General features: G+C 65.3%; 22 protein-coding genes and 1 rRNA gene. 22 read left to right on the forward strand and 1 reads right to left on the reverse strand.

Annotation, left to right across the window (positions count from 1 at the left end):
* Positions 1–14: 14 nt before the first annotated feature.
* Entirely contained in the window at positions 15–965 is a 951-nt protein-coding gene (gene thrB, locus ACFC0O_RS30455; protein WP_364646452.1) for a homoserine kinase, read from the forward strand.
* Between the two features lie 325 nt (positions 966–1,290).
* Positions 1,291–3,345, forward strand: a complete 2,055-nt coding sequence (gene rho, locus ACFC0O_RS30460; RefSeq protein WP_375963693.1) for a transcription termination factor Rho — start codon at positions 1,291–1,293, stop codon at positions 3,343–3,345.
* Here rho and ACFC0O_RS30465 read toward each other — a convergent pair.
* Entirely contained in the window at positions 3,243–3,719 is a 477-nt protein-coding gene (locus tag ACFC0O_RS30465) for a hypothetical protein (RefSeq protein ID WP_375963695.1), read from the reverse strand. The genes rho and ACFC0O_RS30465 overlap by 103 nt on opposite strands.
* A 297-nt stretch (positions 3,720–4,016) precedes the next feature.
* Here ACFC0O_RS30465 and rpmE point away from each other — a divergent pair, with 297 nt between their 5' ends.
* The 20 genes from rpmE to ACFC0O_RS30565 all read left to right on the forward strand — a co-directional run.
* Positions 4,017–4,244: a 50S ribosomal protein L31 gene (rpmE, locus tag ACFC0O_RS30470; RefSeq protein WP_375963698.1), complete on the forward strand. Its 228-nt coding sequence runs from the start codon at positions 4,017–4,019 to the stop codon at positions 4,242–4,244.
* A 130-nt stretch (positions 4,245–4,374) separates the two neighbouring features.
* Positions 4,375–5,454, forward strand: coding sequence for a peptide chain release factor 1 (gene prfA, locus ACFC0O_RS30475; protein ID WP_364646461.1), 1,080 nt, complete (start codon positions 4,375–4,377; stop codon positions 5,452–5,454).
* 92 nt (positions 5,455–5,546) lie between these two features.
* On the forward strand, positions 5,547–6,422 hold the full coding sequence (gene prmC, locus ACFC0O_RS30480) for a peptide chain release factor N(5)-glutamine methyltransferase (protein WP_375963702.1): 876 nt from the start codon (positions 5,547–5,549) through the stop codon (positions 6,420–6,422).
* A gap of 121 nt (positions 6,423–6,543) precedes the next feature.
* Complete coding sequence (locus ACFC0O_RS30485; RefSeq protein ID WP_364646466.1) at positions 6,544–7,209, forward strand: L-threonylcarbamoyladenylate synthase; 666 nt, start codon at positions 6,544–6,546, stop codon at positions 7,207–7,209.
* Between the two features lie 11 nt (positions 7,210–7,220).
* Complete coding sequence (locus ACFC0O_RS30490) at positions 7,221–8,414, forward strand: MraY family glycosyltransferase (protein ID WP_364646470.1); 1,194 nt, start codon at positions 7,221–7,223, stop codon at positions 8,412–8,414.
* Positions 8,415–8,425: 11 nt separating this feature from the next.
* Positions 8,426–8,854, forward strand: coding sequence for a hypothetical protein (locus ACFC0O_RS30495; protein WP_364646473.1), 429 nt, complete (start codon positions 8,426–8,428; stop codon positions 8,852–8,854).
* 269 nt (positions 8,855–9,123) lie between these two features.
* Positions 9,124–9,972 (forward strand): F0F1 ATP synthase subunit A, encoded by an 849-nt coding sequence (gene atpB / locus ACFC0O_RS30500; RefSeq protein ID WP_364646476.1) that lies wholly within the window; start codon positions 9,124–9,126, stop codon positions 9,970–9,972.
* 71 nt (positions 9,973–10,043) lie between these two features.
* A complete protein-coding gene (locus ACFC0O_RS30505) occupies positions 10,044–10,289 on the forward strand; it encodes an ATP synthase F0 subunit C (RefSeq protein WP_067562316.1) in 246 nt (81 codons plus the stop codon).
* Positions 10,290–10,315: 26 nt separating this feature from the next.
* The gene (locus ACFC0O_RS30510) at positions 10,316–10,867 is read left to right on the forward strand and encodes a F0F1 ATP synthase subunit B (RefSeq protein WP_364646480.1); all 552 of its coding nucleotides are present in this window, start codon (positions 10,316–10,318) and stop codon (positions 10,865–10,867) included.
* A 19-nt stretch (positions 10,868–10,886) separates the two neighbouring features.
* Positions 10,887–11,699 (forward strand): F0F1 ATP synthase subunit delta, encoded by an 813-nt coding sequence (locus tag ACFC0O_RS30515; protein ID WP_364646483.1) that lies wholly within the window; start codon positions 10,887–10,889, stop codon positions 11,697–11,699.
* A gap of 88 nt (positions 11,700–11,787) precedes the next feature.
* Positions 11,788–13,428: a F0F1 ATP synthase subunit alpha gene (gene atpA, locus ACFC0O_RS30520; protein ID WP_364646486.1), complete on the forward strand. Its 1,641-nt coding sequence runs from the start codon at positions 11,788–11,790 to the stop codon at positions 13,426–13,428.
* A gap of 58 nt (positions 13,429–13,486) precedes the next feature.
* On the forward strand, positions 13,487–14,455 hold the full coding sequence (locus ACFC0O_RS30525; RefSeq protein WP_375963707.1) for a F0F1 ATP synthase subunit gamma: 969 nt from the start codon (positions 13,487–13,489) through the stop codon (positions 14,453–14,455).
* Positions 14,456–14,471: 16 nt separating this feature from the next.
* Positions 14,472–15,914, forward strand: coding sequence for a F0F1 ATP synthase subunit beta (atpD, locus tag ACFC0O_RS30530; protein WP_067702204.1), 1,443 nt, complete (start codon positions 14,472–14,474; stop codon positions 15,912–15,914).
* A 6-nt stretch (positions 15,915–15,920) separates the two neighbouring features.
* Positions 15,921–16,298: a F0F1 ATP synthase subunit epsilon gene (locus tag ACFC0O_RS30535; RefSeq protein WP_364646492.1), complete on the forward strand. Its 378-nt coding sequence runs from the start codon at positions 15,921–15,923 to the stop codon at positions 16,296–16,298.
* A 258-nt stretch (positions 16,299–16,556) separates the two neighbouring features.
* A complete protein-coding gene (locus tag ACFC0O_RS30540) occupies positions 16,557–17,162 on the forward strand; it encodes an MspA family porin (protein ID WP_375963710.1) in 606 nt (201 codons plus the stop codon).
* A gap of 29 nt (positions 17,163–17,191) precedes the next feature.
* Positions 17,192–17,884: an MspA family porin gene (locus ACFC0O_RS30545; protein WP_375963712.1), complete on the forward strand. Its 693-nt coding sequence runs from the start codon at positions 17,192–17,194 to the stop codon at positions 17,882–17,884.
* Between the two features lie 164 nt (positions 17,885–18,048).
* Positions 18,049–18,468, forward strand: coding sequence for a DUF2550 domain-containing protein (locus ACFC0O_RS30550; protein ID WP_364646501.1), 420 nt, complete (start codon positions 18,049–18,051; stop codon positions 18,466–18,468).
* Between the two features lie 12 nt (positions 18,469–18,480).
* A complete protein-coding gene (locus ACFC0O_RS30555) occupies positions 18,481–19,074 on the forward strand; it encodes a cob(I)yrinic acid a,c-diamide adenosyltransferase (protein WP_375963714.1) in 594 nt (197 codons plus the stop codon).
* Positions 19,075–19,084: 10 nt separating this feature from the next.
* Positions 19,085–20,347, forward strand: coding sequence for a UDP-N-acetylglucosamine 1-carboxyvinyltransferase (gene murA, locus ACFC0O_RS30560; protein ID WP_375963716.1), 1,263 nt, complete (start codon positions 19,085–19,087; stop codon positions 20,345–20,347).
* A gap of 466 nt (positions 20,348–20,813) precedes the next feature.
* Positions 20,814–20,896, forward strand: a 16S ribosomal RNA gene (locus ACFC0O_RS30565); the annotation flags it as partial.

Raw genomic sequence — 20,896 nt, forward strand, 5'->3', positions numbered from 1 at the left:
GCGAAGGTCAATTGATGACCAGGACGCTGCCCGCCGGAATCACCGTCACCGTGCGGGTTCCGGCGTCCAGCGCCAATCTGGGGCCGGGTTTCGACACCCTCGGCATCGCGCTGGGGGTGTACGACGAGATCGTGGTCACCACCACCGATTCCGGTTTGAACATCCGGGTCGAGGGTGAGGGCGCGGACGATGTGCCCTGGGGCCCTTCACATCTCGTGGTGCGCGCCATCGAACGCGGCCTGCAGGCCGCGGGCGTCTGGGCCGATGGCCTGGACGTGCTGTGCCGCAACGTGATTCCGCATTCGCGGGGGCTGGGCTCCTCGGCCTCCGCGGTGGTCGGCGGGCTGGCCGCCGGTCGCGGTCTGGCCGCGAAATTCGATGCCGCACTGGCCTATGACCAGGACGTCATGGTGCAGCTGGCGGCCGAATTCGAAGGCCACCCGGACAATTCCTCGGCCAGTGTGCTCGGCGGAATCGTGGTGTCCTGGACCGAAACCGACCGTCCCGACGCAAATGGCCTGGCGGACCACCACGTTCGCGCCTACCGCGCGGTGCGCCTGGAACCGCATCCGTCGCTGCGGCCGGTCGTGCTCATTCCCGAAGAGCGGTCCTCGACCGCGCACACCCGGGGTCTGCTGCCGGACAATGTCCCGCACGCCGACGCGGCCTTCAATGCCAGCCGTGCCGCGCTGGCTGTCGTAGCCTTGACGCAACGCCCTGACCTGCTGCTCCCCGCCACCGCGGACCGGCTACACCAGGGTTACCGCGCGTCCGCGCTGCCGCTCACCACGAAATGGATCGAACGCCTGCGCGCCGCGGGCATCGCCGCCACCGTTTCCGGTGCCGGACCGACCATTCTGGCCCTCGGGACCAGCGAATTCCCTGCGGAACTGCGCGAACTCGCCATTGCCGACGGACTGCGAGTTCTCGAACCCGGTATTGCCGGTGGGGTATCGGTGGATTGACAGCGCGCCTGCCTTGCCGATGTAAAGGCCGGGAGCTATCCTGAGCGAGTCCGTACATCGTGCGCGTCAGACGCCGGTGCTTCATCAGGGCAAATCGCTCCAGAGGCTCCTTGCTCAGGCTCGAGGCTTGAGGCTCGAAACTTGGGGGTAGCCAGTTCACTGGAATGATCTCTCCCACCTTTTCACTCGGTGGCGAAGCCCACGCGGTGGTAAAACCACCAATCCGGCGCAGCACGCGATACGGCATCCGAGTCCGGCATACGACCGGACTGCAGGAGGAACCCTCGAACAGGCACACGGCAGTCGAGGGAAGGAAAGGATTTCCGTGACAGATACGGACCTGCTCGCGACACCCGGGGTGGAAAGTGATTCAACCTCCTCGGATCGCGAAAGTGAATCCGGACAGATTTCGAAGATGAGCGAACACACTGACATCGCACGATCGGGGCTGACTGGAATGTTGTTGCCGCAGTTGCGTGCGCTTGCGGGGGAACTCGGAATTCGAGGCACCTCCGGGATGCGTAAGGGTGATCTCATCGCCGCCATCAAGGAGAATCAGTCCGGCGGCGCCGCGAAGGAGACCGGTGGCAAGGCCACCTCCACGCGGAATGCCAAGGGCAAGAGCGATTCTGCGCCGACCGGCGGGGAGTCCGCGTCGGCTGCGCCCGCTCCCGCGAAGGCCGAAACCGCTGCCGTGAAGGCCGAAACCGCCCCCGCGAAGGTCGTGGAAACCCGGGTCAAGACCGAGGTTCCGACGTACAACTCCGCCGAGAAGACCGCCGAGCCGCGTGAGGCGAAGCGGGAAGAGGCCGAGGGCACTCGCGCCGAGAGCGGTGACGACAACCGCGATGGCGGCCAGCGTGGCCGCGGTCGCCAGCGCCGGGGTCGCGATCAGCGTCCCGCCGGCGGAAATGCCAATGCCGAGGCCGCTGCCTCGGAATCCGCCCCTGCCGCTGAGAAGCCGGAGCAGGAGGGTGGTGAGCGTCGCCGCGAGCGCAATAACAATCAGCAGTCCGGCGGCCAGAACCAGAACAGCAATCAGAACGGCACCGCGCGCGGCGGCAACAACAACGACCGCGACCGCAATCGTGCCGCCGCCGATGACGACGAGGAAGGCGGCCGCGGTCGCCGGGGTCGTCGCTTCCGTGAGCGTCGCCGCGGGCGTGACCGCGACGGCGTGCCCGGCGAGGTCGGCAACAGCCGCGAGAGCCGCGAACTCGAGATCCGCGAGGACGACGTCCTGCAGCCGGTCGCGGGCATTCTCGACGTGCTCGACAACTACGCGTTCGTGCGCACCTCCGGCTACCTGGCCGGTCCGAACGACGTGTACGTGTCGATGAACCTGGTCCGCAAGAACGGCCTGCGCCGCGGTGACGCCATCACCGGCGCGGTGCGCGCTCCGCGTGACGGCGATCAGAGCAATCAGCGGCAGAAGTTCGATCCGCTGGTGCGCCTGGACACGGTCAACGGCTCGGATATCGAAAGTGCCAAGCGCCGGCCGGAATTCCAGAAGCTGACCCCGCTGTACCCGAATCAGCGACTGCGGCTGGAGACCCAGCCGAACAAGCTGACCACGCGCATCATCGATCTGATCATGCCGATCGGTAAGGGTCAGCGCGCGCTGATCGTGTCCCCGCCCAAGGCGGGTAAGACCACGATCATGCAGGACATCGCGAACGCGATCGCCGTCAACAATCCCGAGTGCTACCTCATGGTGGTGCTGGTGGACGAGCGTCCCGAGGAAGTGACCGATATGCAGCGCTCCGTGCGCGGCGAGGTCATCGCCTCCACGTTCGACCGCCCGCCGGGCGATCACACCTCGGTCGCGGAACTCGCGATCGAGCGTGCGAAGCGTCTGGTCGAGATGGGTCAGGACGTCGTGGTGCTGCTCGACTCGATCACCCGATTGGGCCGCGCGTACAACAACTCGTCCCCGGCGTCGGGCCGAATCCTTTCCGGTGGTGTGGATTCCACCGCGCTGTACCCGCCTAAGCGGTTCCTCGGCGCGGCCCGCAATATCGAGAACGGCGGCTCGCTCACCATTATCGCGACCGCGATGGTGGAGACCGGTTCCACCGGTGACACGGTCATCTTCGAGGAGTTCAAGGGCACGGGTAACGCCGAGCTCAAGCTCGATCGCAAGATCGCCGAACGCCGCGTGTTCCCCGCGGTCGACGTCAACCCGTCCGGCACCCGCCGCGACGATCTGTTGATGTCACCCGATGAGGCCGGGGTGCTGCACAAGCTGCGCCGCGTGCTGTCGGGTCTGGACTCGCATCAGGCCATCGACCTGCTCGTGGATCGACTCAAGAAGACCAAGAGCAATGCCGAATTCCTGATGACGGTCTCCAAGACCGCGCCGAACGCCATCGACGAATAAGCTTCGCGCACAGGCGATTCCATGTGGAACGATGCGGCGGCAGCCCCACTTCGGTGGGGCTGTCGCCGTTTCACGGGTAGATAGGTCGGCAGGTATCGCGGTTCGGGTCTCGGGCTGTAGAACGCCATTCCGATGACCGCGGCTCCGGCGATCATGACGGCGAGAATGGTCGCGGTCACGACGCCGGACGAATCCGGCGTCGTGACCGCCGTGTAGGTGAGCGTGCCGTCCCCGTGCGGCGGGGTAGGGGCCAGGGTCTGGTTTCCCGCCGCGCGACCGGACTCGTCCGGAACGGCACACCACCCCGCGATCACGATCAGGGTCAGCACTGCCAGGACCACCCCTGCGGCGATCTCCGCATCCTTCCTGGTCACAGCTGCCCTTCCCGTAGTCGCGAGGCTTTCACCTGCGATTACTTTATGAACATCAGTGTTCGTATTCACGAGTAGCGAACTACTCGTTCTTCAGCCTCGCTCGAGGACCGCGAACTCGCGTGCCCACAGTTTCTTGGGGGTACACGAAACCGACCCATCGGTTGGTTCACTGCCCGCTCGGATCGGCCCGGAATTTTTCGGGCCCGGGCATTGTCTATACTTTCCGTTTGGCAACCATGCCTAGTCGGTTCCGGTTCACGCCTCGCGAGGCGACCCGGCGCCATTCGAAAGGACACCATGAAGGCAGGAATTCACCCCACGTACGTCGATACGACGGTCGTGTGCGGCTGCGGCAACACCTTCCAGACCAAGAGCACCAAGGAGTCCGGCCAGATCTCGGTCGAAGTTTGCTCCCAGTGCCACCCGTTCTACACGGGCAAGCAGAAGATCCTGGACACCGGTGGCCGCGTGGCTCGCTTCGAGGCTCGCTACGGCAAGCGTACGAAGGCCAGCGAAGCCAACTAGCTACTCTGACGACGCCCGTCCTGTGCACAAAGCAGGGCGGGCGTCGCGGTGTTTCCAGGGTCGGCCGCGGACAGCAGCGGAAAGACCCGCAAACTATCTGTGAGCACGACCGACCCGAGGAGCAACCGCGATGGCTGACAAGACAGCCCCCAACGCGATCGACGACATTCTGGCCGAATACGGCGCGCTGGAAGCCCAGCTGGCCGATCCGGACCTGCACAACAATCCGGGCGCGGCGCGCCGGGTCGGCAAGCGCTTCGCCGAACTCGGCCCGATCATGGCCGCCTACAACAAACTCACCACCACGCGTGACGATCTGGCGGCGGCCGAAGAACTCGCCGCCGACGATTCCTCCTTCGCCGCCGAAATCCCGGGATTGCGCGCGCAGGTCGAGGAATTGGAGAAGACGCTCACCGATCTGCTCGCCCCGCGCGATCCGCACGACGCGGATGACGTTGTGCTGGAAGTGAAATCGGGCGAAGGCGGCGAGGAATCCGCGCTCTTCGCCTCCGATCTGGCGCGCATGTACATCCGGTACGCCGAACGGCACGGATGGAAGGTCGAGGTGCTCGACGCCAACATCACCGATATGGGTGGCTACAAAGAGGCGACCATCTCCATCAAGGCCAAGGAGCCGTCCCTGGACGGTGTCTGGTCCAAGCTGAAATTCGAGGGCGGCGTGCACCGCGTACAGCGCGTCCCCGTCACCGAATCGCAGGGCCGCATCCACACCTCGGCCGCCGGTGTCCTGGTGTACCCCGAGCCCGATGAGGTGGAGGAGGTGCAGATCGACGATAAGGATCTGCGCGTCGACGTGTACCGCTCCTCCGGTAAGGGCGGACAGGGCGTCAACACCACCGACTCGGCCGTCCGCATCACCCACCTACCCACCGGCATCGTCGTGACCTGCCAGAACGAACGTTCACAGCTGCAGAACAAGATGCGTGCCATGCAGGTGCTCGCCGCCCGGTTGCAGGCGCTGGCCGAGGAGCAGGCCGATCAGGAAGCCGCCGCGGGCCGCGCCTCGCAGATTCGCACCGTCGACCGCTCCGAGCGCATCCGCACCTACAACTTCCCCGAGAACCGGATCGCCGATCACCGCATCGGCTTCAAGGCGCACAACCTCGATTCGGTGCTCGACGGCAATCTGGAAGACCTCTTCCAGGCCCTCGGCGAGGCCGACCGCGCCGCCCGCCTCGCCGCCGAATAAATCGTCAGCTAACCGAATCCTGCCGGTCGGAACGGCTTTCGTGGGAATATGAATCGCTCGTCGGGACCATCCACCGGAGAGGTCGGCACATCATGAACCGCGCGCCGTTGCGCCCAGCGATCCGCGAGGCCGCGGAAGTGTTGGCGGCCGCCGGGGTGCACAGCCCCGGCACGGACGCGGAATTGCTCGCGGCGCACGTGCTGGGCGTGGACCGCATGCGCCTGGCCCTGGTGCCGATGGTCACCGCCGACCAGTTGGAGGAATTCCGCAAACTGGTGGCCCGTCGCGCCGAACGTGTTCCGCTGCAACACCTTACGGGTACGGCGGCGATGGGGGAGATCGATCTCGCGGTGGGGCCGGGCGTGTTCATTCCCCGTCCGGAGACCGAGTTGCTCTTCGCTTGGGCCCTGGCTCAATTGGAAGCGGTCGGCCACGAACACCAGCCGATCGTGGTGGATCTCTGCACGGGTTCGGGTGCGCTCGCGCTGGCGATCGCGCATGCCCGCCCCGATGTCCAGGTGCACGCGGTGGAACTCGACTCCGAGGCCATCGCCTGGGCGCGCCGCAATGCCCTGCAACTCGCGGACGAGGGCGACACCCCCATCGATCTGCACGCCGCCGATGTCACCGATCCGGAGCTGCTCACCCAACTCACCGGCACGGTCGACATCGTCGTGTCCAACCCGCCGTATATCCCCGCGGCCGCCGAACTGGATCCCGAAGTCGCGGACCACGATCCACACCGCGCCCTCTTCGGCGGCCCCGACGGCCTGGATGTCATCCGCCCCATGGTTCCGAATATCGCGCGGCTGCTGCGCCCCGGTGGCGCGGTGGCCATCGAACACGATGACACCAACGGTTCCGGAGTGGCGGCGCTGCTCACCGCCGCCGGGTTCACCGCGGTCGTCGAACACCCCGATCTCGCGGGCAAACCCCGCTTCGTGGTCGCCCGGTTCGCCGCCGAATAGGCGGCGGCGCGCACCGTCATCGGCGGACTTTCCGTCCGGGCGGTCGTGGAATTCGAGTCCGCGCCGCCCGCGACCCACCGCGACGAAGGACTCTCGAGGTATCCGTGCCAAGATGTTGCGCGTGAGTACCGTCTACGACTGTGCCGATTCCGATTCGCGGGCCGCTGGTTTGATCGCGGCCCGGAGTGCGCTGAAATCGGGACGGCTGGCAGTGATTCCGACCGACACCCTCTACGGCCTGGCCGCCGACGCCTTCGACAGCCAGGCTGTCAGCGCGCTGCTGGCCGCCAAGCGGCGTGGCCGGGATATGCCGGTGCCGGTGCTCGTCGGATCGTGGAACACGATCGACGGCTTGGTGTTCTCGGTCCGCCCGCAGGCGCGCGAACTCATTCGCGCGTTCTGGCCCGGTGGCCTGAGTCTCGTTGTGCAGCAAGCTCCTTCGCTCGCCTGGGACCTGGGGGACACCCGGGGCACGGTGATGCTGCGGATGCCGTTGCATCCGGTCGCGCTCGAGGTGCTGCGTGAGGTCGGCCCGCTCGCGGTGTCGAGCGCGAACGTCTCCGGGCAGCCGCCCGCCAAGACCGCCGCGGAGGCCAAGGCGCAGCTGGGCGATCTGGTCGGGGTGTACCTCGACGGCGGTCCCGCCGATCACGCGATCGCCTCCACCATCGTGGATCTGACGTCCGATGCCCCGCGCATTCTGCGCGAGGGCGCCGTCCCGACCGAGAAGGTGGCGGAGGTCCTCGGCATGTCGCCGGAGGAGCTGCTGTCCCCAGGCGAGCGGTGACGGCCCGATAAATGCTGTTGAGTCAGGGCGTTTTCAGCCAGGGCGCGGTCGTCCCGCTGCGGGAGCTGCTGCTGGTGCTGTTCGTCGCGTCGGTGGTGACCTTTCTCTGCACCGGCGGAATCCGGGTGGGGGCCATTGCCTTCGGCGCCGTGGCGGTACCGCGTGAGCGCGATGTCCATGTGAAGCCGATTCCCCGCATGGGCGGGCTCGGCATCTATCTGGGTGTCATCGGCGCGGTGCTGTTCGCGCATCAGCTGCCCGCGTTGCGCCGCGGCTTCGACTATCCGAAGGACATTCCGGCGGTGCTCGCGGCGGGCACGCTGATCGTGCTGGTCGGAATCATCGACGACCGCTGGGGTTTGGACGCGCTCACCAAATTCGTCGGTCAGGTGACCGCGGCCGGGGTGATGGCGGTGATGGGCCTGTCCTGGGTGGCCATCTACAACCCCTTCACCAATGAGACCGTGGTGCTGGATCCGCTGCAGGGCGGTCTGGTGACGGTCGGCATCACGGTGACGCTCATCAATGCCATGAATTTCGTCGACGGTCTGGACGGTTTGGCCGCGGGTCTGGGTTTCATCGCCTCGGTCGCGGTTTTCGTGTTCAGCGTCGGCCTGCTCTACGAAGTCGGCGGTTCGACCGATACCTATCCGCCCGCGCTGCTGGCCGCCGCGCTTGCCGGTGGTTGTCTGGGATTTCTGCCGCACAATTTTCAACCGGCCCGAATATTCATGGGCGACACCGGCTCCATGCTCATCGGATTGATGCTGGCCGCGGTGTCGACGGGTGCGTCGGGCCGAATTCCGCTGCAGGGTTACGGCCCGCGCGACATCGTGGGTCTGTTGTCGCCGCTGTTGCTGGTGGGCGCGGTGATGTTCATTCCGGTACTCGATCTTGTTTTGGCGATCGTGCGCCGAGTTCGCGCGGGTGTGAGTTTCTCCACTCCCGACAAAATGCATCTGCATCACCGTTTGCTGCAGATCGGGCATTCGCATCGCCGCGTCGTGCTGTTGATCTACTTGTGGGTGAGCGTGCTCGCTTTCGGCGCGGTCGGCACGTCATTGATGGATCGGCGCGTGGTGGTGCTGCTGTTCGCGGCGGGCCTGGTATTCGCGCTGATCGTGACCTCGGTGCCGTCCTGGCGCGAGCTCACCGCGCGTGCGGGACGCAAACCACCGCGCGGCCCGGACGCGACCGCCCGGTAGAGTTTGCTGACGTGAGCACGCCTTCCACCCCGGATCCCGACGCCCCGCTGCGGGCGGCCCTGCGCTACGGCCTGATGGGTTTGGCTGTGCTGGTGGTGGTTTCGGCAATTCTGTCGTCGATCATCGCCGGTGTGCCCGGCCTCTGGGGCGCACTGATCGGTTCGGCCATCGGCGGCGGATTCATTCTGACGACCGCCGCCTCGGTGCTCTTCAGCGCGAAGATCGAATCCGGTTTGCAGGGCATCGTGATCCTGGGCAGCTGGGTCGGAAAGCTGGTGCTGGCGCTCGTCGTCGTCGCGATTCTTCGCAAATTCGACTTCTACAGCCCGACCGCGCTGTTCCTGACCGTGGTCGGCGCGCTCCTGATCGTGCTCGGCGCGGAGACGTATGGCCTTCTGCGGCAACGGGTTCCGACGGTTCAGACCGAACGAGAGCTGTAACCGCGGCGCAGTTCACCGGCTGTTTATGCCACCCCCTACACGTTGTCGTAGATAACTTGATAAACTCTTTACTTGTAGCCGACCGAAGCACAAGGGGGGGTCACCTGAGACCCGCCTGAGAGCAGGTTATGCTTACTGCCGTACCGGACCCTTCGGGTCTTGGTTCTGCACCGTCGACGATGTCGCCGACGCGCGTACAGACGCCCGGGCGCAAGCCCCTCAGCTGCTGACGAACTTCGAGCCGACCTGAGTCGACCACCAGATCGTCAATGTCCGATCGAACCGCAGGCAAACCATTGCCTGCGGCCCGACCACGGGAGAGAACGCTGAGCGTCACCATTTTGGCGGGCGAGTTCCACGCGCCGTCGCTTAACGACTTCTTCCCTCCAGCAGTGCTGTTCGAGGGGACGCCTTTCGAGCTCGACCGTTTGATGCTCATTCGCATCATCATGGCGGCCGTTCTTGTGATCGTGATGCTCGCGGCTTTCCGTCGTCCGCAGCTGGTTCCGCGCGGTCTGCAGAATGTCGCCGAATCCGGTCTGGTGTTCGTCAAGGAACAGATCTGCGATGAGGTCCTGGGCAAGGAATCCGGTAAGAAGTTCTTCCCGCTTATCGCGTCGATCTTCTTCACCGTCCTGTTCCTGAACATCTCCGGTGTCATTCCGGGCCTGAACATCTCATCCAATGCGCGCATCGGCATGCCGCTGGTGCTGGCCGTCGTCGCCTACGTCACCTTCAACTACGTGGGCATCAAGAAGTACGGCTTCCTGAAATACATGCGCTCGAGCATCGTCGTGCCGAATGTGCCGCCCGCGCTGCACATCCTGCTGATCCCGATCGAGTTCCTCTCGACCTTCGTGCTCCGCCCGTTCACGCTCACCGTTCGTCTTCTGGCGAATATGCTGGCCGGCCACATCATGCTGGTGCTGTTCTTCAGCGCCACCCAGTTCTTCCTGTTCGATGCCGTCTCCTGGATGAAGGTGTTCTCGCCGTTCTCGCTGCTCGCGGGCTTCGGCTTCACACTCTTCGAACTCCTGGTGGTCTTCCTGCAGGCGTACGTGTTCGCACTGTTGACCGCTGTGTACATCGGTCTGGCGCAGCACGCCGACTCTCACTGACCGACCGCACTACCAAAACCTGCCTTACACGCCGCCCGGCGGGTGGGCGACAGAAAGGGAATGGAACACACATGAGCACCCTCTCGTACCTGGCTGCTGAAGTTGCCGAGTCCAAGTCCAAGGGCTTCGGCGCCATCGGTTACGGCCTCGCTGCGATCGGCCCCGGCATCGGTGTAGGCATCGTGGTCGGTAAGGCCATCGAGGGCATCGCCCGTCAGCCCGAGCTGCAGGGCACCATCCGGACCACCATGTTCCTGGGTATCGCGTTCACCGAGGCCCTGGCGCTGATCGGTCTCGTCGCCGGCTTCATTTTCTGATTCCGGCATAAGACTAGGAATCAACGATGAACAGCATTTATTTGCTCGCGGCCGAGGAGGATATCAACCCCCTCGTCCCGAAGACCTATGACATTGTCTGGTCCGCGATCGTCTTCATCGTTATCGCCTTTGTCTTCGCCAAGTACGTCGTCCCGCGCCTGACCAAGGTGCTGGACGAGCGCACGGAGAAGATCGAGGGCGGTATCGCCAAGGCGGAGGCCGTGCAGGCCGAGGCCCAGGCCACCCTGCAGCAGTACCAGGAGCAGCTGGCCGAGGCTCGCCTCGAGGCCGCGCGCATTCGTGAGGAAGCGCGCACTCAGGGCCAGACCATCCTGGCGCAGTTGCGTGCCGACGCGCAGGCCGAGGCCGACCGCATCGTGGCTTCGGGCCACACCCAGCTGGAAGCCCAGCGCCTGCAGATCGTGACCGAACTGCGTTCCGAGCTCGGCCGCACCGCGGTCGATCTGGCCGAGAAGATCATCGGTCAGTCGGTGGCCGACGAGGCCAAGCAGGCCGCGTCGATCGACCGGTTCCTCGCGGAGCTGGATGCGAACGCCGGCATCGGGGTCGGAAGGTAACGAACCGAAAGTGGGAAGCATGTACGCAGCGAGCCGTGAGGCGAGCTCCCGTGCGCGGGAAGCTCTTCGGGCCGCTCTGACCGGAAGCGACACCGTCGCGGCCACGACGGGCTCCGAACTGTTCGCCGTTGTCGCCGTCCTCGACGACCAGCGCTCGCTGCGTGTGGCGCTCGCGGATAAGTCGGTGTCCAGCTCGGCCCGCGCCGAACTGGCCGAACGCCTCTTCGGCGGCAAGGTCAGTGGAGCCACCCAGACGGTGCTGACCACCGCGGTGGCGCAGGACTGGTCCCGCGCCCGCGACCTGGTCGACAGCCTGGTGCTGCTCGGCAACGAAGCGCTGTTGCGTGCCGCGGAAGACCGCGGCCGTCTCGGCGCCGTTGAGGACGAGCTGTTCCGGCTGGGCCGGATCGTCGAAGACAACCCCGCGCTGGAGCAGGCGCTGACCGATCACGGCAAGCCGCTCGCGGCCAAGCGTGAACTGGTGCAGCGCTTGCTCGCGGACAAGGTCGAGGAGATCACCCTCGAACTGGTCCAGCAGGCGGTCGCCCGCAGCAAGAAGGGCGATATCGGCGAGGCCTTCGACCACCTGTCCGACCTGGCCGCGTCGCTCCGGGATCAGATCGTGGCGCATGTGCGCTCCGCGTCGGCCCTGACGACGCAGCAGCGTGAGCACCTTGCGGCCTCGCTGCAGCGCATCTACGACAAGCCCGTCACGGTGCACGTGCAGGAAGACCCGAGCCTGCTGGCCGGTGTCGTCGTGCGCGTGGGCGACGACCTGATCGACGGCAGCGCCGTCGGCCGACTGCAGCGCTTGCGACAGTCTCTCGCGTGAGACCACCGGCTTCGGCCGGTAGTCCGCAGAGACGCGAAAAGCGCACCAACACACCGACATTCGAGACCACAGCGAGAGCAGGAAGAACATGGCGGAGCTGACGATCTCCCCCGATGAGATCCGTAGCGCGATCGAGAGCTACACGCAGAGCTACACCCCGGAAACCTCCATCGAGGAAGTGGGCGTCGTCACCGACACCGGCGACGGCATCGCCCACATCAGCGGCCTCCCCGGCGCGATGGCGAACGAGCTGCTGGAATTCCCCGGCGGCGTGCTCGGCGTCGCGCTGAACCTGGAGGACACCGAAATCGGTGCCGTCGTCCTGGGTGAGTTCGACACCATCGAGGAGGGCCAGCAGGTCCGCCGTACCGGCGACGTGCTCTCGGTCCCGGTGGGCGACAACTTCCTGGGCCGCGTGGTGAACCCGCTGGGCGCCCCCATCGACGGCCTGGGCGAGATCGAGTCCGACGAGCGTCGCGTTCTCGAACTGCAGGCCGCCACCGTGCTGGAGCGCCAGCCCGTCGGTGAGCCCCTGGCCACCGGCATCACCGCGATCGACGCCCTGACCGCCATCGGCCGCGGCCAGCGTCAGCTCGTCATCGGTGACCGCAAGACCGGTAAGACCGCGGTCTGCATCGACGCGATCATCAACCAGAAGGCCAACTGGGCCACCGGCGATCCGACCAAGCAGGTGCGCTGCATCTACGTCGCGATCGGCCAGAAGGGTTCCACCATCGCGGGCGTCAAGGCCGCGCTGGAGGCCCACGGTGCGATGGAGTACACCACCATCGTCGCGGCCCCCGCGTCCGACTCCGCCGGCTTCAAATGGCTTGCGCCGTACACCGGTTCGGCCATCGGCCAGCACTGGATGTACCAGGGCAAGCACGTCCTGATCGTGTTCGACGACCTGTCCAAGCAGGCCGAGGCGTACCGCGCCATCTCGCTGCTGCTGCGCCGCCCGCCGGGCCGCGAGGCGTACCCGGGTGACGTGTTCTACCTGCACTCCCGTCTGCTGGAGCGTTGCGCGAAGCTGTCCGATGAGCTCGGTGCCGGTTCCATGACCGCGCTGCCGATCATCGAGACCAAGGCCAACGACGTGTCGGCGTTCATCCCGACCAACGTCATCTCCATCACCGACGGCCAGGTCTTCCTGGAGTCGGACCTGTTCAACAAGGGTGTCCGCCCGGCCATCAACGTCGGTATCTCGGTATCCCGCGTCGGTGGCGCCGCGCAGACCAAGGCCATGAAGCAGGTCGCCGGTTCGCTGCGTCTGGAGCTCGCCTCCTACCGTGAGCTGGAAGCCTTCTCCGCGTTCGCCTCCGATCTGGATGCCGCCTCGCTGGCGCAGCTGGAGCGTGGCGCCCGCTGGGTCGAGCTGCTCAAGCAGGACCAGTACGCCCCGGTTTCGGTTGAGGATCAGGTTGTTTCGCTGTTCCTGGTCGACGCCGGCTACTACGACTCGGTCCCGGTCGGCGATGTCCGCCGCTTCAACTCCGAGCTGCTGGAGAACCTGCACGCCACCGTGCAGCCTTCCTTCGACGCCCTGCAGGGCGGCGCGAAGAAGCTCGAGGGTGAGACCGCCGATTCGTTCAAGACCGCGACCGACAAGTTCAAGCAGGGCTTCCTTGCTTCGGACGGCAGCCGCGTCGTGAACGAGGCCGAGGCCGGCAAGCTCGATCACGAAGAGGTCGAGTCGCTTTCCGTCACTCGCAAGCACGTCGAGAAGTAAGAACGGCGAAGCTGATGCGACTGTCTGACTCGAGGAATGAAGGGAGTGTGAACCGCTAATGCCAAGCGTGCGCGAACTGCGCTCCCGAATTCGTTCCGTGAGCTCGATCAAGAAGATCACCAAAGCGCAAGAGCTGATCGCGACCTCGCGAATCAGCAAGGCGCAGGCCCGGGTCGCGGCGGCCAAGCCGTACGCGGAGGAGATCACCAAGGTGCTTGCCGAATTGGCAAGCGCCAGTGGGAATCTCACCCACCCGCTGCTCACCGAGCGGCCGAACGCGCGCCGTGCCGCGGTACTGGTGATCACCAGTGACCGCGGTATGTGCGGTGGCTACAACTCCAACGTGCTCAAGCGCACCGAGGAGCTGCTGACCACGCTGCGGTCCGAGGGCAAAGAGCCGGTGCTGTACGTCATGGGCGCCAAGGGCCTGACGTTCTACACCTTCCGTAAGCGTGATGTGAACGGCGCGTGGACCGGCTTCTCGCAGTCGCCGAACTATGTGGACGCCTCCGCGGCGTGCAACCACCTGGTCGAGGCGTTCATGGCGGGCGCCGACGGCGAAGTGGCCGCACCCAACGGCGAAGGCACCATGACCGGCGTCGATGAGCTGCACATCGTCTACACGCGTTTCGTGTCGATGCTGTCGCAGGTCCCCGAGGTCCGTCGCCTGGCTCCCATTCAGGTGAGCTACGTCGACGAGAACTTCGATCTGGGTGAGGACAGCTTCTCCGACGGGAACTCCGAGCCCACGGCTCAGTACGAGTTCGAGCCGGATGCGGACGTCCTGCTGGGCGCGCTGCTGCCGAAGTACATCAACACTCGGATTTATTCGTCGCTGCTCGACGCGGCGGCATCGGAGTCGGCTGCGCGCCGCACCGCGATGAAGGCGGCCACCGATAACGCTACGGATCTGGTGAATTCACTGACCCGTACCGCGAATTCGCTGCGCCAGGCCGGAATCACGCAGGAAATCACGGAAATCGTCGGTGGCGCCAACGCGCTGGCGTCGAGCTCGGACCGCGACTAGACACGGAAGAGAACCAATGACCGCAGCTGTCACTAAAGAAACCCGGGTGGGCGCTGGCACCGGCCGCGTCTCCCGTGTCATCGGCCCCGTCGTGGACGTCGAGTTCCCGCGCGGCTCCATCCCCGAGCTGTACAACGCGCTGAACGTCGACATCGCGCTCGCGTCCGTTGCGAAGACCCTGACCCTCGAGGTCGCACAGCACCTGGGCGACAACATCGTTCGCACCATCTCCATGCAGCCGACCGACGGTCTGGTGCGTGGGGTCGAGGTGCGCGACACCGGTAAGCCGATCTCGGTTCCGGTCGGCGATGTCGTCAAGGGCCACGTCTTCAACGCGCTGGGCGACTGCCTGGACACCCCCGGCCTGGGCCGCGACGGCGAGCAGTGGGGTATCCACCGCCAGCCGCCCGCCTTCGACCAGCTCGAGGGTAAGACCGAGATCCTGGAAACGGGCGTCAAGGTCATCGACCTCCTCACCCCGTACGTGAAGGGTGGCAAGATCGGTCTGTTCGGTGGCGCCGGTGTCGGCAAGACCGTTCTGATCCAGGAGATGATCACCCGTATCGCTCGCGAGTTCTCCGGCACCTCGGTGTTCGCGGGCGTCGGTGAGCGCACCCGTGAGGGCACCGACCTCCACCTGGAAATGGAAGAGATGGGCGTCCTTCAGGACACCGCCCTCGTCTTCGGCCAGATGGACGAGCCGCCGGGCACGCGTATGCGCGTCGCCCTGTCGGCCCTGACCATGGCGGAGTACTTCCGCGATGTGCAGAACCAGGACGTGTTGCTCTTCATCGACAACATCTTCCGGTTCACCCAGGCCGGCTCCGAGGTCTCGACCCTGCTGGGTCGTATGCCCTCGGCCGTGGGTTACCAGCCCACCCTGGCGGACGAGATGGGTCAGCTCCAGGAGCGGATCACCTCGACCCGTGGTCGCTCGATCACCTCGATGCAGGCGATCTACGTCCCCGCCGACGACTACACCGACCCGGCACCGGCGACCACCTTCGCCCACCTGGACGCGACGACCGAGCTTTCCCGCCCGATCTCGCAGAAGGGCATCTACCCGGCCGTCGACCCGCTGACCTCGACCTCTCGTATCCTCGAGGCTTCGATCGTCGGCGACCGTCACTTCCAGGTGGCCAACGAGGTCAAGCGGATCCTGCAGAAGTACAAGGAACTGCAGGACATCATCGCCATCCTCGGTATGGACGAGCTCTCCGAAGGCGACAAGGTCCTCGTCGGCCGTGCGCGTCGTCTGGAGAAGTTCCTGGGTCAGAACTTCATCGTCGCCGAGAAGTTCACCGGCCAGGAAGGTTCCGTCGTTCCGCTGGAGCAGACGATCGACGACTTCGATCGCGTCTGCAAGGGCGAGTTCGATCACCTGCCCGAGCAGGCGTTCAACTCCTGCGGTGGCCTGGACGACGTCGAGGCGGCCGCGAAGAAGATCGCCGGGAAGTAGTCCACCATGGCGGATATGTCAGTTGATCTGGTCGCCGTAGAGCGACTGCTGTGGTCGGGGCGGGCGAAGTTCGTCTCCGCCCAGACCACGGAGGGCGAGATCGGCATCCTGGCCGGCCACGAACCGCTGCTCGGTCAGCTGGTCGAAGCCGGCACGGTGACCATCGTGTCCGACAGCGATGAGCGCATCGTCGCGGCCGTGCACGGCGGATTCTTCTCGGTGACCGCCACTTCGGTGCGCGTCCTCGCCGAATCCGCTGATTTCGCAGGCGATATCGACGAGGCGGCCGCCAAGGCCGTGCTCGCCGACGCCGATGCGAGCGCGGATGCGCAGGCCAAGGCCCAGGGCCGCCTGCGCGCGCTGGAGAAGGCCGCACAGGGCTGATCCGAGTTTCCATTCGGCAAAAGAGCGGCGGCTCTGGGAAATATCCCAGGGCCGCCGCTCTTTTCGTTTACACTCAGCACCGGCCGCGGAGGTGATCTGACCCATTCCGCAATGCCTCGGCTATTTCAGCACTTTCAGCTTTACCTCAAATGAGTTGGCGCAGCGCGGTCTCGCCCGGGTATGAGCGGGTGTGGCCGCGCCTCGATGAGCGAGGGGTGAATGAACGGGCTTCGAATCAGCAGGTGGACCATCGCGGCAATGGCTGTCGCGGTAGGCATCGGTTTCTTTTCACCGGGGGCGGCGAACGCGGACGTCATCGTCCCGCTGCCCAACGGGCATATCGAGGGACCGGGCGTGAAAATCACGAGTGTCGGTGAGCGAGCGGTCATTTCGCCGTCGCTGGCGTCCAACGGCGCGGGCCGCACCTCGTGGGTGAGCGGCAATGTGATCGCCGATGTGGAGACGCCCGACGGTGAGGTGGGCCCCAATAACGGCCCCAGGAATTTTCCGGGTACGAATAATTCCGGTACACACGGTTCCTCCAACCTGACTGTGGGATATGTGGTCGGCTGTCAGGTTTCGCTCGGTGCGCTGAGCGCGAATGCGGCGGTGACGATCAGCACCACCCCGACGCTCGCCGCCGGATTCAGTTTTCCGCTGTCACCCGGACAGGTGGTGTGGCTGGCGATCAACAACATCGAATTGATCAAGAGCGGTAGTTATCAGATTCAGTATCAGGATCTGCCGATGGAGGTGCAGGGCTGCGCGGGATACGCCCAGGCGCGCCAGTTCTCGGTCGTCGAGATCATCGGCGTGGACTACGCCAAGGTCACCCTCTACGGCCAGCCGTTCAGCCTCGGCTGACGTCTCGCACTCCGACGCGAAAGGATCGCATGTTCGGCTCGAATCGAAATCCATTGAGCGGCAAGCTTTTCGGGGTCGCGCTGGCCGCGGCGGTGCTGTTCGGGCTGCACGCGCCGGGCACGGCGGCGGCCGACACCTTCATTCCGCTGCCCGGCGGGGTGATCTCGCGGACACTGGCGGACGGCACCGTCGTCACGCTCCGCATCGACAATGAATCGGCCAAGATCAATCCGTCCATGGGTGATACGCCGGTGCATCGCAATGTGTGGGTCAGCGGCCGCGGCAGCATCGATCTGGTCGGGCCGAGCGCCTCCGAGGCCACCATCAAGATCTCGCCCGGTTACGTCGTCGGCTGCCAGGTGGACATCAGTCAGTTCTCGCCGAGCGAGAATGCCAGCGAATCCGCCACATTGGGGTCGGGTGGGCTGACCAACCTCCAGCCCTCGGAAGCGCTCGGCGGCGGGATCACGGTCGCTCCGGGCCAGGCGGTGGCGCAATTGCTGCTGGATCTGGAGAAGCCCGACGACTACGGCCAGGAATCGCATAAGCGCTACAACAAGGTCCCGGGTCCGCACGCCAGCGTCTCCTGGGTCGACGAGACCTTCGCGGTGAACGGTTGCGGCGGGTATGCCCAAGCCCGTTCCTTCCTGCTCGCCGAGATCGACACCACCACCTTCATCGGCAACCTGGCGCTGTGGGGCGAGCCCTTCAGCATGGGTTGATCGATAGGTGAGCTGAACAGGGCATACGTCACATTCGGTGGATGGTGGAACCTCGTGTTCACACGGTCGCTACTATCGACCGAACACGGGGTCCCGCCGATGGCGGGTGTGTGAATCGACAGCCGAGGCTGATGTGAAGGGACGGAGCAACATTGCGGACCGGGATGGTGGTTCTGATCATTCTGGTGCTGTTGCTTGTCGGATTGGCCCTGGCTTCCACATATCGCCTGATCATGCTGCGTCGCGGCGGAACCGCAGCGCTGCTGCGGGTGCTCCCGGCGCGCGGTCACGGCGGCGGCTGGCGGCACGGATTGATCCGCTACGGCGAGGACACGCTTGTCTTCTACAAGCTCTCCAGCCTCAAACTGGGCCCGGACTCCACGATTCGCCGCCTGGGCATCGAGGTCGGCACCGGTCGCCGGGCTCCCGAGGGTGACGAGTTCGACATCATGAACGACGAGGCCATCGTCGAGGTCTCCGACGAGAGCGGTAGCTACGAGCTGGCTTTGGATCGCGGCGCGCTCGCGGCCTTCCTGTCCTGGGTGGAGTCCCGCCCGTCGGAGCGCATTCGCCGCCGGCGGTAATAGTGTGAACGCGTGAGTGTGCATCTGACGCGGATCTATACCCGGACCGGAGACGACGGGACCACCGGGCTCAGCGATTTCTCGCGGGTGGCCAAGACCGATCCCCGGCTCATCGCCTACGCCGACTGTGACGAGGCCAATGCCGCGCTCGGCGTCGCCATCGCGCTCGGGAATCCCGATGAGCGCATCCGCCGGGTGCTGCTCGCCATCCAGAACGATCTGTTCGACGCGGGCGCGGATCTGTCCACCCCCGTTGTCGAAGATCCCAAATATCCGCCGCTGCGCATCACGCAGCCATACATCGACCGCTTGGAGAAGTGGTGCGATGAGTTCAATGAGCCTCTGGCAGCACTGAATTCGTTCATTCTGCCCGGCGGCACGCCGCTCGCCGCGCTGTTGCACGTGGCGCGCACGGTTGCGCGACGCGCCGAGCGTTCCGCCTGGGCCGCGGTCGACGCGCATCCGGATGACACCAGCGTGCTGCCCGCGAAATACCTGAACCGACTGTCCGACCTGCTGTTCATTCTCGGTCGCGTGGCCAACCCCGAAGGCGACATCCTCTGGCGGCCGGGCGGAGAGGCCACGGGGGAGGGACAGGACCACTAGGCTGACCGTCGTGAGTGAACGGTTTCTGGTGACCGGGGGCAGCAGGCTCGTCGGTGAGGTCGCGGTAGGCGGCGCGAAGAACAGCGTCCTCAAGCTGATGGCCGCCGCGCTGCTGGCCGAGGGTACGACCACCATCACGAACTGCCCGGACATCCTGGATGTCCCGCTGATGGCGGACGTGCTGCGCGGTCTCGGCTGTGATGTCACGGTCGACGGCGGGACGGTCACCATCGTGACCCCGCCGGAACCCAAGTACCACGCGGACTTTCCCGCCGTGACCCAGTTCCGCGCCTCGGTGTGCGTACTGGGTCCGCTGATGGCGCGCTGTAAGCGCGCGGTGGTCGCGCTGCCCGGCGGTGACGCCATCGGTTCGCGCCCGCTCGATATGCATCAGCAGGGTCTACGCCTACTCGGCGCGACCAGCGAGATCGAACACGGCTGCCTGGTGGCGCGCGCCGACGAATTGCAGGGTGCGCGGATTCGCCTGGACTTCCCGTCCGTCGGCGCGACCGAGAACATCCTCATGGCGGCGGTGCTCGCCGAGGGGGAGACGGTCATCGACAATGCCGCGCGCGAACCCGAGATCGTGGACCTGTGCAACATGCTGGCGCGCATGGGAGCTCGGGTCGCGGGTGCGGGCACCTCGGTATTGACCATCGAGGGCGTGGACAAGCTGTCCCCGACCACCCACCGCGTGATCGGTGACCGCATCGTCGCCGCCACCTGGGGTATCGCCGCGGCGATGACGCAGGGCGATGTGCGGGTGACGGGGATCAATCCCAAGCATCTGTCCCTCGTGCTGGACAAGCTGCGCTCCGCGGGTGCGCGAATCTCGTTCGAGCCGGACGGTTTCCGCGTCGTGCAGTCGGATCGTCCGCGCGCGGTGAACTTCTCGACGCTGCCGTTCCCGGGCTTCCCGACCGATCTGCAGCCGATGGCCATCGGCCTGGCCGCCATCGCGGACGGCACCTCGATGATCACCGAGAACATCTTCGAAGCGCGTTTCCGCTTCGTGGAGGAGATGATTCGCCTTGGTGCCGATGCCCGTACCGACGGTCATCACGCTGTGGTGCGCGGGATTCCGCGGTTGTCGAGCGCTCCGGTCTGGTCTTCGGACATTCGCGCCGGCGCGGGCCTGGTGCTCGCGGGTCTGGTCGCGGACGGCGTCACCGAAGTCCACGATGTCTTCCACATCGACAGGGGCTACCCGGATTTCGTGGAGAACCTGCGGTCCCTCGGAGCCGAGATCGAGCGGGTCGGCACCGCCGAATGAACGGCCGGTGACGGGAAGGGTTCGCGAAAACCCCTCCTGAACAGCCGATTTGACATGCGAATGACCAACACGTAACTTTATTCGAGTCAGAGCGACACGGACACCAACCCGGACCGAGAGGTCAGGGAAACGAGGTTGGACGGCGAGCGCCTGACTGATCACATTGGCTCCTCCGAACAGCGGATTTGGTTCTGCTGCGCGGATCGGGCTAAGCTTTGAAAGCAGCCGCAGAGATCAACCGGGACAAAGAGCCCGTGAGATTCTGCGTGCGTGTGTTCTTTGAGAACTCAATAGTGTGTCGATGAATGTCAGTGCCAATAATTTATTGGTTCCGGCCTTCCACACCCCCGTGTGGATTGGTTCGGACATTTAGTCAGCAAATACTTTTGCTGGCGTTTGATTTTGCCAAGGTTTTCGGACTCTGGTTAATTCTTCCGATTAGCCCGCAAGGGCTGATTGAGAGTCTTCAACGGAGAGTTTGATCCTGGCTCAGGACGAACGCTGGCGGCGTGCTTAACACATGCAAGTCGAGCGGTAAGGCCCTTCGGG

Source organism: Nocardia sp. NPDC056100 (genome assembly GCF_042266325.1).
Lineage (GTDB): Bacteria > Actinomycetota > Actinomycetes > Mycobacteriales > Mycobacteriaceae > Nocardia.